At 57.6% G+C, this 13,995-nt stretch carries 14 protein-coding genes; 6 read left to right on the forward strand and 8 right to left on the reverse strand.

The window, feature by feature from the left end; genetic code table 11:
- Window positions 1-16: 16 nt before the first annotated feature.
- Entirely contained in the window at window positions 17-1,417 is a 1,401-nt protein-coding gene (locus SJY13_RS18450; protein WP_377192976.1) for a selenium-binding protein SBP56-related protein, read from the reverse strand.
- 82 nt (window positions 1,418-1,499) lie between these two features.
- Window positions 1,500-2,258, reverse strand: a complete 759-nt coding sequence (locus SJY13_RS18455; RefSeq protein ID WP_377192978.1) for an IclR family transcriptional regulator — start codon at window positions 2,256-2,258, stop codon at window positions 1,500-1,502.
- Window positions 2,259-2,705: 447 nt separating this feature from the next.
- On the opposite strand from SJY13_RS18455, the gene SJY13_RS18460 reads away from it, so the two are divergent.
- The gene (locus SJY13_RS18460) at window positions 2,706-3,182 is read left to right on the forward strand and encodes a DUF6653 family protein (RefSeq protein WP_377192980.1); all 477 of its coding nucleotides are present in this window, start codon (window positions 2,706-2,708) and stop codon (window positions 3,180-3,182) included.
- A gap of 117 nt (window positions 3,183-3,299) precedes the next feature.
- Window positions 3,300-4,057 (forward strand): IS5 family transposase gene (locus SJY13_RS18465; protein WP_377192982.1). Its coding sequence is split into 2 segments (ribosomal slippage): window positions 3,300-3,636 and window positions 3,636-4,057, totalling 759 coding nucleotides; the frame shifts between segments, so codons are not numbered across the junction.
- Between the two features lie 9 nt (window positions 4,058-4,066).
- Here SJY13_RS18465 and SJY13_RS18470 read toward each other — a convergent pair.
- Window positions 4,067-5,098, reverse strand: a complete 1,032-nt coding sequence (locus SJY13_RS18470) for a GlxA family transcriptional regulator (protein WP_377192984.1) — start codon at window positions 5,096-5,098, stop codon at window positions 4,067-4,069.
- A gap of 117 nt (window positions 5,099-5,215) precedes the next feature.
- On the opposite strand from SJY13_RS18470, the gene SJY13_RS18475 reads away from it, so the two are divergent.
- The 4 genes from SJY13_RS18475 to SJY13_RS18490 all read left to right on the forward strand — a co-directional run bounded on the left by SJY13_RS18475 (window position 5,216) and on the right by SJY13_RS18490 (window position 9,449).
- Window positions 5,216-6,436: a flavin-containing monooxygenase gene (locus SJY13_RS18475; protein WP_377192986.1), complete on the forward strand. Its 1,221-nt coding sequence runs from the start codon at window positions 5,216-5,218 to the stop codon at window positions 6,434-6,436.
- 251 nt (window positions 6,437-6,687) lie between these two features.
- Window positions 6,688-8,178, forward strand: coding sequence for a cytochrome-c peroxidase (locus SJY13_RS18480; RefSeq protein WP_377192988.1), 1,491 nt, complete (start codon window positions 6,688-6,690; stop codon window positions 8,176-8,178).
- Window positions 8,179-8,265: 87 nt separating this feature from the next.
- Window positions 8,266-8,988 carry a hypothetical protein gene (locus SJY13_RS18485; RefSeq protein WP_377192990.1) on the forward strand — a complete coding sequence of 241 codons (723 nt, stop codon included), beginning with the start codon at window positions 8,266-8,268 and terminating at the stop codon, window positions 8,986-8,988.
- A 62-nt stretch (window positions 8,989-9,050) separates the two neighbouring features.
- Window positions 9,051-9,449 carry a hypothetical protein gene (locus SJY13_RS18490; protein WP_377192992.1) on the forward strand — a complete coding sequence of 133 codons (399 nt, stop codon included), beginning with the start codon at window positions 9,051-9,053 and terminating at the stop codon, window positions 9,447-9,449.
- Window positions 9,450-9,623: 174 nt separating this feature from the next.
- Here SJY13_RS18490 and SJY13_RS18495 read toward each other — a convergent pair whose 3' ends face one another.
- Genes SJY13_RS18495 through SJY13_RS18515 form a run of 5 tightly spaced genes read right to left on the reverse strand, consistent with a single transcriptional unit; the run spans window position 9,624 to window position 13,992 of the window.
- On the reverse strand, window positions 9,624-10,526 hold the full coding sequence (locus SJY13_RS18495; RefSeq protein WP_377192994.1) for an FAD:protein FMN transferase: 903 nt from the start codon (window positions 10,524-10,526) through the stop codon (window positions 9,624-9,626).
- On the reverse strand, window positions 10,523-11,038 hold the full coding sequence (locus SJY13_RS18500) for a nitrous oxide reductase accessory protein NosL (protein WP_377192996.1): 516 nt from the start codon (window positions 11,036-11,038) through the stop codon (window positions 10,523-10,525). The genes SJY13_RS18495 and SJY13_RS18500 overlap by 4 nt, the downstream gene beginning before the upstream one ends.
- A complete protein-coding gene (locus tag SJY13_RS18505; RefSeq protein WP_377192998.1) occupies window positions 11,035-11,856 on the reverse strand; it encodes an ABC transporter permease in 822 nt (273 codons plus the stop codon). Before SJY13_RS18505 ends, SJY13_RS18500 begins: the two co-directional genes overlap by 4 nt.
- The gene (locus SJY13_RS18510; protein WP_377193000.1) at window positions 11,853-12,746 is read right to left on the reverse strand and encodes an ABC transporter ATP-binding protein; all 894 of its coding nucleotides are present in this window, start codon (window positions 12,744-12,746) and stop codon (window positions 11,853-11,855) included. The genes SJY13_RS18505 and SJY13_RS18510 overlap by 4 nt, the downstream gene beginning before the upstream one ends.
- A complete protein-coding gene (locus tag SJY13_RS18515; protein WP_377193002.1) occupies window positions 12,736-13,992 on the reverse strand; it encodes a nitrous oxide reductase family maturation protein NosD in 1,257 nt (418 codons plus the stop codon). The genes SJY13_RS18510 and SJY13_RS18515 overlap by 11 nt, the downstream gene beginning before the upstream one ends.
- Window positions 13,993-13,995: the final 3 nt, after the last annotated feature.

Raw genomic sequence — 13,995 nt, forward strand, 5'->3', positions numbered from 1 at the left:
TCACATCGACCATCACTTACACGGACGGGTAACAGAAGCTGTCAGTTGAACAATCCCCGCCTTCCAGCCTGATCTGATGAGACCGCAGGCCGTCAGGGAAATTGACGTAGAAATCCTTGTTCAAAGTCAGCCCGCCGTTTTCGCCAACATCGGCCATGACCATCTGCCCGCCTTCGTCATCAGGATAAAACTGGTCATCCCACGTGGAATAAAGCGAATTTGTCCAAAAAACGCGTTTCCCGTCGCGGCTGATCTCGACCATTTGCGGACCAAAAGCAAAGTTTTCCCCGTTGGGATGCTTAGCGCCCCGCGCGATCCCGCCGAGTTCAACTTTGCCAGCCAGAACCGGGTTCATTGGATCAGATACATCGTATTGATGCATTTCCCCCAACCCCCAGCAGGCGACGTAGAGGTATTTGTCATCAAGGCTCAAATCAATGTCTGTTACCAACGGCGGGACTGCCTCAAACCCTTGTAACAATGGTGGCAGATTTTCCGGTTTCTCGGGCCGGGGATCAATAGTGATTGTCTTCTTGGACTGCCAAACACCATCGTCATCGCGCCACCATGTGAAGATGGCCCCTTGCAGGTTAGTAGTATCTACGACAACGCCGCAGAACCCATAAGACTTGGTTGGGTCATGCGCCGGGCGAATTTCCAGTGCCATCTGATAGTTCTCGCCGAAATCCATCGTCTGGATGTTTTTACGCGCCCGTAAATCCCAAAAGTGGATTGAGTGACCATATTTGTTCGACAACAGATCCTCTGGCACAATTCCGTTCTCAAACTGAGGGGGCAATCCCCATTCGGAACTGACCATGTAGTCTTGCGGTAAATTCCACCAGAAATCATAGTGCTTGTCTTGCTTTCCCCGGTCCATTTCATACTGGCCGATGATCTCGAACGTCTCGCAATCCATGATGAAGATACCAGGAGGGCCGTCCGTTCCATCCTTGCCGCCACCGCCTAGGCAGGACACATAAATCCCTTCTGGGCCACAATGGATCGTATGGGGCCGAGAGTAGCCCGTTTTTTCAAACAGCTCTTCGGGCTCAATTGTTTTGTGGATCTTTGCCTTCAAAGGATCTTTCACATCGATCACATAAATGCGCGATGAACGAATGCCGGGGACAATCAGATAGCGTCGTTCAAGGAAGGCGTGACCCGTTAGCGGCGAAAGCGAAGACGAACAGGCGTTCCAGCCGAAGTGGTGGAATTCATCGCCCTTGTTGGGAACAATAACTTGGTGCACGATTTGAGCATATGTGTCTGACCCAGACTTAAGGTCGACGACAGCGATGCCGTCAGATTGCGAACCATCTGGACTGAGCATTACCGTAAATGCGTAGTTTTCCACCGGCGCTTGCATCGCCAGTTTTGGCGAGGCATGAAATGTCGGATCTGGTCTCAAGTTCATTGTTGTTCCTCCTTGTTGCGGTGATCGCCCCTTTCCGAGGTCATTTATTTGGGCCCGAAAGACCGAAATTGGCTGTGTGTCGTCACACCTCTGCTACGTTACATAACTGGATAGCCCCGCTGACTTTTTCTGACAGGACCTTTAGTTTCTCACCGATTTCCATGCGGTATTCGGTTCCAAAACGACGAATGGGACCCACTGCACCAATGCTGAACGTGGCGCCAATGTTTCCAATGGATACTGGGGCAGCGACGCTGGAAATGCCAATGTCGATTTCCTGATCACAATCAGCAAACCCGCGTTTTACGATGCCTTCGAACTCACGCCGCAATTCCGCTTCAGAGGTTTTGGTAAGTTCCGTGTATTCTTTAAGACTACCTGACAGTATTGTTTCTTGGAACGCGGGCTCTGCAAAAGCTGCGATGGCTTTGGAACAAGAGCAAGCGTGCATCGGCCGTACCCCAAGCCCGGGATGAATAAAGGCCCGCGACGGATCGTCCGGCGTTTCGACATGGATAATTTCAACCTTGCTGTCGCGAAAGCGGGCAAGAAACACTGTTTCGTTAAAATTCGTGGCAGCAGCACGCATTAGAGGAGCCGCGCAACGTCGGACATCCACGTCTGACTTGCCAAGTAACGCGATACGGATCAGCCGCTCACCAATGACATATTTCCCGTCGTTGGAGGGTTCATTGATCAGCCTTTGTTCGACAAGGGACTGAATGAGCCTGTAGCAGGTTGGCTTTGGCAAACGTGTTGCTCGTTGCACCTCTGCGACTGTCACGGGCCGCCCTGCAACCGCAATGGTTTCCAATAGGTTGATCATCCTGTCGAGGTGCATATCGGCTATTGTATCTCATATAATGAGGCCATGCCTCAATTAACGAGAATACATCCCGTTTTGGCAAGCCTTTTGTGAGCCAGTAAAAAGTGCGCACCCCATCGCAGTTATCATCGCTCGGTTTGCCATGGCTCTTCGGAAAGTAGGGCTGAAGACGCGCAAGCTGTTCGTCCGCCAGTCATAATAGATGGTCTATGATGCACCCCTGAAACTCTGGGACTTGAATCCTATTGGGGTTCCACGCAATTGTGAAAGAAGTGCTGCCCAGATCGGCAGCCAGGGGTCTGACAGTTTTTTGGCGCTCGGAGACGGAATTCGGTTAACCAAAGGATGAGGCTTGAATGCAGCTTTGATCTGTGTTGGCTTGCTTCCAAGCCCCCTGAGGAAATTCTAGTTTCCGGAGTTTTTAAGGTGGATGTAGTCAGCTTTTCCGAACGTCTCATGGCCATGAAAGACGAAGTTTGGCTGCGGCATGCAAACCCCTGGTCCGTCTGGACCCGCGTGCTTACGCCGTTACCCCTGCTGGCTCTGGCGATCTGGAGCCGCGTGTGGATTGGTGGTTGGGCATGGTGCGCTGTTGGGGTGGTTGTGGTCTGGATATGGGCCAACCCACGTGCATTTCCTCAACCCAGCTCATTTGACACTTGGTCAGCGCAAGGCGTGCTGGGCGAGCGTGTCTGGCTGCGACACCGAGACAGGGTTGCGACCCTTCACAAACGCGTCGCACTTGCGCTTGCCCTCGTCAGCGGTCTGGGTCTTCTGCCGTTTGCTTATGGCCTTTGGACGTATGATTTGGGGTTCACGTGCCTCGGCTTAGTGGTGATCTCTGGCGGCAAGATGTGGTTTGTGGATCGCATGGCCTGGATCTGGCAGGATTTTCAGCGCGAGGGAGGGTCCTTGGATGACCTGACAATTGGGCAGTAGTTCATGAAACTCGCGCTGCCCAAATATCCCTGACCAAGACGTTAGGCTCAGGACCCATAAACGGCATTGAGCTTGACTGATCTGTGTGATTCACGAACCCAAACGATTGGGGGCATGATGAGTAATCTGTTTTGGTTGAGCGACGATCAGATGCTGCGGCTTACGCCGTATTTCCCGAAGAGCCGGGGCAAACCTCGCGTTGATGACAAGCGTGTATTGAGTGGTATTATATTTATAAACCGCAATGGGTTACGCTGGTGTGATGCACCTTCGGAGTATGGCTCGCCGAAGACACTCTACAACCGCTGGAAACGGTGGAGCGACATGGGCATATTTGCTCGGATCATGGTCGGACTGGCGGCTGAAGCGCCCGACAACAAAACAATCTCCATTGACGCGACCTATCTCAAGGCGCACCGCACAGCCTCCAGTCTGGGGCTGAAAAAAGGGGGCGTGGACGTCTGATTGGACGGACAAAGGGCGGTATGAACACGAAGTTGCATGCCGTGACCGACACGACTGGGCGACCAATCCGGTTCTTTCTTACCGCCGGTCAGGTCAGCGACTACACTGGAGCCAGAGCATTGGTGAGTAGTTTCCCAGCAGCTGATTGGTTATTGGGAGACCGAGGGTATGATGCGGGTTGGTTCCGCGAAGCCCTTGTAGATATGGGAATAACGCCCTGCATCCCTGGGCGAAAGTCCCGCGGCAAAGCAGTCAAATATGACAAGCGTCGATACAAAAGGCGCAACCGCATAGAGATCATGTTTGGCCGACTGAAAGAGTGGCGGCGTGTCGCAACCCGCTATGACCGGTGCCCAAAGGTCTTCCTATCTGCAATAGCTCTCGCCGCAACAGTCATATTCTGGTTATGAGTCCTGAGCCTAGGTTTCCGGCGCAACCAAACCCAACGCCAGGCGCTTCTTTCTGTAGGTTGACGCGGGCATGCCGACATATCTCCGAAACGCATTCCGAAAACTTGAAGGTTCTGTGTATCCAACCTCGGCCGCAATGTCGTCGATTGGCATGTCGCTTGTTTCCAGCATCTGTTTGGCCTCTTCGACCCTGAGTGTCTGTATATACTCAACCGGTGTTTGCCCGGTAACTTTCCGAAATCTGCGCAATAGGCTGCGTTCGGTCAGGCCACTGCGCGCGGCCATTGTCGCCACCGGTGTTGGAAGGGCATAATTGTCCGCCGCCCAGACCTGCGCATCAGCGACCACAGCGTCTTCGTGCTGGGCCCCTGCGGTCAGCGAGGCATAGTGCAATTGCCCTTCGGTGTGGGGTTGCAACAAATAGATCTTTGCGAGGCGTCGCGCCTCGTCCTGGCCCGCAATGCGCCCTACCAGATACAACACCAGATCACCCCAGGCAGACGCGCCACCTGCCGTGACGATCCGGTGCCCGTCGCCCGCGGGTATCAGGATACGTTCCCGGCGCATGCGGACCTCTGGATACTTTCGGGCGATCACGTCGCAAAAGCTCCAATGGCTGGTCGCATCAAGGCCGTTCAGCAACCCAGCCGCCGCCAGCAAGAGAGCGCCGGAACAAACTGATGTGACGATGGCACCCTCGGCGCGCGTTTTGACGAGCCAATTGGTCAATGCGGAAAACTCGTCTGGCAAAGGGCAATCAGGTGCAAGATGCAGATCCGGTACGATGACCAGATCGGGTTGGCCAAAGTCTTCCAGAGCCCCGTCCGGTGTGATCCGGCGCCCGTTGATATCAGTGTAGGCCTTGCCATCCGCCGACAGCATCTTGGCGTCAAAAACCCGCGCTTTGGGCGGCGTCCCATGCAACATCTCCCAGTCCCTACCAACCGAGGCGAGGGCATCCAGGATGCAGTAAACGGTCGACGTGCCAACGCAGGGCAGGGTCACAACAGCGGTTCTGCAGGTGGATTTAGATTCTGACATATGATGTCCGATATTCACCGATCTTGTCACATACCGGCATATCACGACTCGCAGCCTTGCGGCAATACCGATGCAGATACGGAGAACACCTAAACCCAAGCGCATCGGAGAAACCCCATGACACTTTCCCAATCAACATCCGCCATCGTCATCGGTGCCGGGCTTTCCGGTTTGGCCGCGGCAAGTGAATTGCTGTCCCGCGATATCCCCGTCACCATATTGGAAGCTTCAGACCGGGTGGCTGATCCGTGGCGGGCACGGCACCCCAGGTTGAGGTTGAATATCCATCGCCACTTTGCCCGGTTGCCAGGCCATCAAAAACCAAACAATTCCGATACGTACCTGCCCCGGGACGCGGTCGTTGATTATCTAAGCGACTATGCGCGTGCGATTGATGCAGACATCCATTTCGAGACCCGCGTGCTTTCAGTGCACCGCGACGGTGACAGTTGGCAGATTGAAACCACCAAGGGCAGCTACTCCAGTCCTCATCTGATCGTAGCAACGGGGCGGGAAAAAGTGCCGGAAATGCCCGTTTGGCCCGGTATGGAGAATTTCGGGCGTCAAATCATTCATGCCGCTGATTTTGCGGATCCCAGCGAATATGACGGCAAGAACATACTTGTCATCGGGGCTGGAAACTCAGGCACTGATGTGTTGAACCATCTGTCGCGAAGCAACCCGGCACAGGTCTGGGTGTCTGTCAGGCATGGCCCGTCGATCCTGCCCTCGCGGGTATTCGGGTTCCCGTTGCAACGCATGGCCAATCTTTTCACGCGGTTCCCGAAATGGTCGCTCGATCCGATCTTTGCCGCCATGCAACGGCTGTTTCTGGGAAACCTGCAACGCTTTGGGTTGCGCCGTCATAAGTTGGGCGGCGGGTCGCGCATGCTCAAGGACGGCGTGACCTTCGCACTGGATGACGGGTTTGTCGCAGCGCTGAAGGCCCGGCGGTTTGACGCGGTCGGAGAAACGGTTGGCTTTTCACCCAACACCGTCGAAATGGCCAGTGGCCGAATGGTCCACCCTGACGTTGTGATCTGTGCGACCGGGTATAGGGCCGATCTAGATGGGCTTTTCGGACATCTGGGTGCGCTGGACCACAAAGGATATCCGCGGCATCCGATGGGGCAGGAAGATCTTCAAAATCCCGGTCTGTGGTTCACCGGGTATGGGCTGCTGTTTCAGGGCTTTTTTCACGCCGCCGGTGTCAGTGCAAACCGCATCGCAACGTGTATCGAGGCCAGCGACAGCGCCTCGTTCCCAGCTCAATCATCCCCTCATTTGCCGCCAGGCGCGCACCAATACGCCCAGTCAATAGAAGGAACAAGTCAGTGACGTATCTGAACTCCGCGCATATCCGGGCGCAACATTCCAGACGATGTTTGAACATTTCAGAGTTCATCCGACGCTGCGCATTACACCTGCTTCTGAAACGACGAAGCCGTGGTTTTGACGAACTGCCCGACCGCCTGTTGCGGGACGTGGGTCTGGAACACCTCATCGACCACAAGCGCGAAGTCTGCCTCCGTCACCGACTGCTTTAAGCGCGGAGACTTTCGACCACGCTACGACCGAAGGATTGCAAAATGTCTATTTTCAAGAGCTATAAGTCGTCTATCTGCGCTGGAACCGCACTTTCATTGACCCTTCTATCCGTTACAGCACCAGTGCGCGCGGACAGCTCTGCCTCTCTTTCTGTGCCCGAAGGTCTGCATGACAGTGACTATTTGTATGACGGCAAGCCACCACAGGCGCTTTTTGAACTTGGTAGAAATCTGTTCTTCGACCCGATCCTGTCAGGCAACCGCAACATTTCCTGCGGCACTTGCCATGATCCCGCGCGTGGCACCAGTGACGGCGTCGCCCTGTCGATCGGCGAAGGGGGCATCGGGATCGGCCCCTCTCGTCGCACAGCCGATGGTGTGATCGACCGCATTCCGCGCAATGCGCAGGCCTTGTGGAACATCGGCGCGCGTGAATACCGCTCGATGTTTCATGACGGACGGGTTGAGGCTGATCCACTCTCTACCTTTCAAAGCGGCTACTGGACCCCAGCGCGCGAGCATCTGCCCCCCGGGCTGGATACCATTCTGGCCGCACAAGCGATGTTTCCGGTGTTGTCGGACTTGGAAATGGCTGGACAAAAGGGAGAAAACCCGGTCGCGACGGCAGTGGCCGAAGATCGAGTGTCGGACGCCTGGGATCATTTGGCCAAGCGTTTGGGGGAAACTCCAAGCTACCAGGAAATGTTCGCCGCAGCATTCCCCGATACAGATGGGATCACCATGGTGCAGGCCGCAAACGCATTGGCCGCGTTCCAATCTCAGGCGTTTCGGTCCGATGATAGCCCTTTCGATGGATTTCTATCGGGTGAACCGATGGCCCTGTCCGACGCCGCCCGCGCAGGGGCATATCTGTTCTATGGCAAGGCAGGCTGTGTCAATTGCCACTCTGGCGCGCTGCAAACGGATCACGAATTCCACGCCATTGCAGTGCCTCAGATCGGGCCGGGCAAAGGGCATGGCAGCGACACCAGCTACTGGCGGGCGTCAGGTTTCGGCCGCCATACTGAAGATGAGGGGCGATATCGCGTAACGTTTGAGGCCGACGACCTCTTTGCGTTTCGCACGCCCAGCCTGCGCAATGTCACGCTGACTGGCCCTTGGGGGCATGACGGCGCGTTCGACGATCTGGAGGCGATGGTGCGCCATCATCTGGACAGCGTTGCATCGCTTGAAGCTTTCGATGCCAGCGCAGTGCCTCTGCCGCCCTTGGGCAGTATCATCGAACAGACGGCAGAGAACTCGGAATTGATCTTCCGCCCTCTCAACGGCGAACGTCGGGCGGCTTTTGATCTGCGTGATCGTTGGGTTCAGAGCGCGACGGCTCTGCGAGGCAGGATCGCACTGGCAAACACCCTGGCCCCTGTTGCGCTTGAGGATAATGAAATTGCCGAGTTGATGGCATTTCTGGACGCGCTGACCGATCCATCCGCCAGGGATCGGTCCGATCTGGTTCCGCAGCATGTACCCTCGGGTCTCGCACCGCAACCGGACCCCCGAAGGCCACGCAAGTAACCCGCCACGTTCATCACAGCTTCCGGTTCCTCATCCGGGCCGGTTCCCCGGGCAATTACGCCCAAAATCAACCAAAGGACCAATGATATGAAACCTTGTTTTCTTGCCAGTGCAGCTGTGCTGGCCCTGTCAATTGCAACAGATGTAGGCGCAGAGGACAGTACCAAAGTCAGCTACGATGCCGCCGAGCGTATGGAACTCACGTTCATCTTCCACATCGATGACGGCATGGCCGAACAGGATGTGTTTTATGAAAAAGAACCCGGATCAGGTGAGGTCTTTCGCCCGACCGCCGCAACCCGCGATATGGACGCGCCGCTTTACGCCCCGGCCTTGGAAGTTAAGCATAACTTTCTTGATACGACTGACACCGGACCGTATCCCAAGGGCCGTCCGCTGGGTTTGACATTGGGAGAGTGGTTTGCGGCAAAGGGGGGTGGCTCTTACAGCTGCGACAACGGTGTCGGCATCGTTGACCTGACCTTTGAGAACCTGGTGCCCAACGGGGTGTATACGATCTGGCATGACTTCATGGTCTGGCCGCCAACCAAACCGTTCATTGGCACTTATGACCTGCCATTTGGGGCGCGCGACGGGTCGGAAAACATCATTGTCGCCAATGACGATGGTCGCGCCGATTTTAAGCGTACGATCTCGCCCTGTCTGCAATTCAGCGGAGAACATCTTGCCGCCGATCTGGGTCTGGCGTGGCATTCGGATGGTAAGACCTACGGGCCGCTGCCGGGTGAGTTCTCGACCGTCACGCATGTCCAGATGTATGTGGCTCTGCCCGCACGCACAGGTCTCTGAGGCTGAAACCGCAGGGCAGGTCCAAAGCTTGCCCTGCCATTGCTGCATAGAAAGGGCACATTGTGAAAATCACAATCATAGATCAGGACGATAATGGTGGGTCATGGTTTGCAGATCGTGTCTGGACGTTGCAGGACGGCAGCTTTACCCCACCTTCCCCTACCGGATACCTAACGACACCGCAGATAGATGCCAGCGGCATACTGATGATGCATCACCCACCCGGTTACATAGATGATTGGCACACCGCGCCAGCGGTCGTTCTTGGGACGATCTTGCGCGGAGAGGTGCGCATCCAGACAAGTGATATGGATACGCGGGTGCTGCATGTCGGAGACCAGTTTTTGGCCTGTGACCTTGAGGGGAAAGGGCGCCGCATGTCAGAGATTAGCGGCGGACATTACGATCTGGCGCTTGTGATCCTAAATTCAGCGCCCTCTGCGAGTGCATTTTCACAATGAAGCTTCACGGATCTGAAGGTGTGGACGCCCGAACGCGTTCTCGGCTTTAAAGACATCGTGTCGATCCGGCTCTGAGCTCGCGTTTTCTGAAAGTCTTGGCCACACCGCTGACCCGGTCATCCTTTCACGCGTGTAACCATTTTGACCGGTGGCGCGCGGCGCAACACCAAGTTGTCAGAGGCACATTTCAATCGCTGCACCGGGGAACGCGTTGATCAGCGCTTGCGTTTGCGGCTCGGGCAGGGCGCATAAGGTTGTGGACAGGCCGTCCGCTATGGCGGCACTGGGCGCTGATACCGAAACGATGTGGTCCGGCCGCCTGTCCCCTTTGGGGTTTAGAATGTGACCATGCGCGCTTGTCAGCATGACGCTGTTGGCATCCGAGGTTGCAACGGCGCGGTCCCGAAGCGTGATGGATTTCTGAACTGTTCCTGCATTCTCGGCCAGGCCGACACGCCAGCTTTCGCCGTCGCTGCGCTGCCCTCGGGCGGCTATTTCTCCCATATCCACCAGCACGTCGCGCAACCCGTGCGCGGCCAGCAGGGCTGCAATGCGGTCGGTAATGGCACCCTGAGCGATGCCATTTAGTGTCAGCGCCGATTGTCCCGGATCGGGAAGGTGGATTGCATCTGCATCCACAGTGACCCGGTTCCATCCAACGCTGTTCCACGCTGCGCGCAGGCGGGCTTGATCAGCATCTTGAGCCATAGCAACCCAGACCGGTTGAATGGTCGGGTCGAATACCCCGTCCGAAGCCTCAAACAGTGCGGAGCATATTGAGAGGACGTTCAAAAGCTCCGGTGCAGGGGCTGTCAGACGACCCGTGCGGTTCAACTGATTCAACTGCGATTCCGAGCGGTAGAGGCTAAAGATGTTCTCAAGTCGGTTCAGCTCGGCCTCGACCGCGGTAAAGACCGGTGCGGCCTGAGCCTCCGTCAGGCCTTCCAGCCGCAAGCTGGCCTGGGCACCCAATGCGACACCGCGCCAGTTAGCCGCTTGCGTCGGAGTTGCTGCAGCCGGTGCTGCGGCGCAGGCAGCAGACATGATCAGGAAACGGCGACGGGACAGGGTGGTCATGACGGGGTCTCCAGTTTCAGGTCCAGATCGACGGGCCCCAGTACTTCGGTGTCGGGTATGTCGGACAGGGGCAGGCCTGTGCCGCCATATTGGGCAATGAACGCCATGGCATCGGTGCGGCCTGCGAAAGGCACCACTTCGCGTGCACCCATGCCGCCGGCGACATTAGCCCCGACTACGAAAGTTGCACCATCGGCCGCGATCCAGTTGGACACACCCGGCTGCCGCCAGTTAGGGGCGGCACCCATATCGCTGACATAGACGGCGGTGATTTGGGCGTCCCGTTCGGGGCTTTTGAGATAGGCGATCATGTCGCGCACCTGCGCGAAGAACAGGGGCATAGGATAGCCTTCCAGATGAATCTGACCCTTGGGTCCGCCATGTTCGGCAATGTTCATCTGGCAGAAATAACTCAGCGCGTCGGGGGTCAGATCAACCGGGTCAGGAACGGCGATCTGTTCTTCTTTGCAGGCCACCAGCGCGACCAGCGCGATCAAGACAAGATGTTTCATGGCTCGACCCTCCGGAATGCGGCGCGGGCCATGGCGAAACCCAGCACTGGCCAGATCAACAGGGATGCGGGGGCGGCCCAAGCGGGCAGGGCCTGCGCGGCCCCTGTCATGCCGGAAGCCATCGCAACACCTTCGGTGGCAGAGATGTTCCACAGGCGGAATGCGTCGGCCGGGTTGGCCACCATCACCCACGGAAAGACGGATTGGGTGAAGGTGCCGCCCTGATCCATGACGACGGCTCCCAACAAGCCCAGATCATAGAGGACGACAAAGACCAGCCAGAGCCCGGCCGACAGACCCGCCGCCGCCGTGGCGCCCCTCGCCAAAGCAGACAGCAGGTATCCCAGTGCCAGGAACACGGCGCCCAGAAGGATGGAAGTAAGGATCAAGCGCAGCAACGCCATCAGGCTCTCGGGGCCTGCGCCGCCAAACCATGCGGCGACGGCACCGGCGGTGCCAAAACCGACAGCCATAGCAAAAGTCAGTGCTGCGAGATGCGCGGTAAACTTGCCCAACAGGATTTCTCCGCGCCCAGCGGGGTAGGACAGCAGCAGCGACAGGCTCCCCCGGTCCACGTCTCCGGCGATGGCGTCAAAGGCAATCATCAGCGCCAGCAGGGGCGCAAGGTAGACCGACAGCGTGGTCATCGACGCGACCGAGACGGTCAGCATATCGACCCCCAGCGTTCCGGTTGGCGCGCTGCCCGCAAAGGTCAGCGCCAGTGCAAACAGCACCATGATCAGCGTGGCGACCAGCAGCCAGCGGTTGCGGCGCAGGATCAGCATTTCAGTGCGGGTGATGGCGAGAAAGCGGGTCATTGCAGATCCTCCTGTGCGTAATGGCGATAGAGGTCTTCCAATTTGGGAGGCGTCATTTCCAGATCTGCCACGGCCTCACCCATGCCAGCGATGCGTCGCAGGGCCTCCATCTTGTCATCCGGCGAGCAAAGCAGTTCGACCGACGCACCGTTGATGCGGTTGCCGCCCAGTTCCGCGGCCAGCGCATCCGGGTTGGTGCTGGCGCGCACCCGCAGGCGGATCGGCAGACCGGCCAGCGCCGACAGGTTGTTCAGCGTGTCATCGGCGACCATCCGGCCTTTGCGCATGATGGCTATGCGGTCGGTGCGGGCCTCGACCTCGGTCAGGGCATGGGAGGCGATCAGCACGGCTGTGCCTTGGGCTGCAAGTTCATCGATGATGGCATAGAGGTCTTGGCGCGAAATCGGGTCCAGGCCGCTGGTTGGTTCATCCAGCAGTGCTACTTTCGGTTGGCCCAGCAGCACTTGCGCCAGGCCTAATCGCTGCCGCATCCCTTTGGAGTAGGCACCGATCCGGCGATCCAGCGCATCGCTGAGCCCGACGCGGCCCAGCAGTCCGGTCACATCGGCTTTGGACCCGGACAGTTTTGCGAACAGGGTCAGTTGCTCCCGCCCGGTCAGGGCGGGGTGGAAGGACACCGCCTCGGGCAGATAGGCCGTGTCCCGCCGCGCTTGCGCGCTGCCGGGGGTGGCGGTGCCGATCTGAATGGCGCCGCCCTCAATCGGGATCAGCCCGAGGATGGATTTGATCAGCGTCGACTTGCCCGCGCCGTTATGGCCCAGCAGCGCCACGCGCTGACCGGGGGCAAGGGAAAGGGTGATACCGTCAAGAACGCGGGCCTTGCCGCGGTTCTTGCAGACCTGGGTTATCGTCAGGGCCTTATCCGTCATGAGGCACCTTTTTCATAGCTGGGGGTTCAGGGGCTTGCATTAGCGGGTTGCTGTCGATCACACCGCCCGGCAACAGGGCCGGAAACGCGGATTGCGACCAGCGCACCAGCTGCACGGCAGGCGAGCCGAGCAGTAATTTGGCTGAGGGTTGGGTCCACAGCACATGGTCCATCGAGTCATTGGGGCGATAGGGGGCGTCGGCGATGCCGTTGCCATCCACATCATAGGCGGCAAAATCGGACCAGTGATTGCCGCGCCCGTCTTCTGACCACTCGACCCACTTGGTCGAGACATATTTCACCTGTGTTCGGTTGCCGATGAACGCGTTGCCAACGATGCGATTGCGTTCGCTTCCAGCGGTGAAATGGATGCCGATGCCGCATCCTTGGAACCAGTTGTCGGTGAATTCGTTCTTGTTGGAATTATAGAGGAAGGTGCATTTTTCCTTGGCCCCGATCACGACATTGCCGGTGATTTGACTCTTGTTGGCATAGTTCAGCATCACGCCATGTTCCCGGTCACCCACCGAGACGTTGTTGGCCACCTTCACATTGGTCGTGAACATCACCGCATAGCCCAGATCATTGCCGATCGAGACATTGTCACTGACGACTGAATCGTCTGCGTACATGTAGTGCACGGCAAAGCGCAGGTCGCGGAACAGGTTGCCGGTGAAGAAATTCTTCTTCGAAGAGTTTACGAAAATCCCATCGCGGCCGAACTGAATGTCATTATCGGCGACAACGGCACCTGGCGCGTTCCAGACATAGACGCCATTGCCACGGTCATTCATCCGCTGGTCCAAACGCCCTTCGATCCGGTTTCCTCGCACGATGCTGTCCTTGGCACCGTGGATATCGACGCCATAGAGATTGCCCAGCAACACATTATCCTCGACCACCGGCGCGGTGGCCGTTTTGGTCAGCTGAATGCCGCTGTCGATCCCGTCATGGCTGGAGCCTGAGCCGACTACCGTCAGGCCGCGTAACGTGACGCCGGGCCCGGTCACAGTGATGACACTGCCCGCCCCTTGTCCGTCGATGGTGGCCTGTCCCAGCCCGTCGATGGTGACGGGCCGGTCCAGAACCAGCGTTTCGGCGTAAACACCAGGGCTCAGGCGGAGGGTGTCTCCATCCGCCGCCTGTGCCAGTATCTCATTGATGGCCCCCGCCCGGTTGGGCACATCCCAGTCTGCCGCCCAAAGGGGCGAGCCGAGCAGGAGTGATATGAGCAAGGACCAACGCATGGC

The organism is Ruegeria meonggei (assembly GCF_042768335.1).
GTDB classification, from domain to species: domain Bacteria; phylum Pseudomonadota; class Alphaproteobacteria; order Rhodobacterales; family Rhodobacteraceae; genus Ruegeria; species Ruegeria meonggei.

Bases quoted from the DNA above. Each gene is read 5' to 3' on its own strand.
- SJY13_RS18450 (WP_377192976.1), bottom strand. From the start codon at position 1,417: ATGAACTTGAGACCAGATCCGACATTTCATGCCTCGCCAAAACTGGCG.
- SJY13_RS18455 (WP_377192978.1), bottom strand. From the start codon at position 2,258: ATGCACCTCGACAGGATGATCAACCTATTGGAAACCATTGCGGTTGCA.
- SJY13_RS18460 (WP_377192980.1), top strand. From the start codon at position 2,706: ATGAAAGACGAAGTTTGGCTGCGGCATGCAAACCCCTGGTCCGTCTGG.
- SJY13_RS18470 (WP_377192984.1), bottom strand. From the start codon at position 5,098: ATGTCAGAATCTAAATCCACCTGCAGAACCGCTGTTGTGACCCTGCCC.
- SJY13_RS18475 (WP_377192986.1), top strand. From the start codon at position 5,216: ATGACACTTTCCCAATCAACATCCGCCATCGTCATCGGTGCCGGGCTT.
- SJY13_RS18480 (WP_377192988.1), top strand. From the start codon at position 6,688: ATGTCTATTTTCAAGAGCTATAAGTCGTCTATCTGCGCTGGAACCGCA.
- SJY13_RS18485 (WP_377192990.1), top strand. From the start codon at position 8,266: ATGAAACCTTGTTTTCTTGCCAGTGCAGCTGTGCTGGCCCTGTCAATT.
- SJY13_RS18495 (WP_377192994.1), bottom strand. From the start codon at position 10,526: ATGACCACCCTGTCCCGTCGCCGTTTCCTGATCATGTCTGCTGCCTGC.
- SJY13_RS18500 (WP_377192996.1), bottom strand. From the start codon at position 11,038: ATGAAACATCTTGTCTTGATCGCGCTGGTCGCGCTGGTGGCCTGCAAA.
- SJY13_RS18505 (WP_377192998.1), bottom strand. From the start codon at position 11,856: ATGACCCGCTTTCTCGCCATCACCCGCACTGAAATGCTGATCCTGCGC.
- SJY13_RS18510 (WP_377193000.1), bottom strand. From the start codon at position 12,746: ATGACGGATAAGGCCCTGACGATAACCCAGGTCTGCAAGAACCGCGGC.
- SJY13_RS18515 (WP_377193002.1), bottom strand. From the start codon at position 13,992: ATGCGTTGGTCCTTGCTCATATCACTCCTGCTCGGCTCGCCCCTTTGG.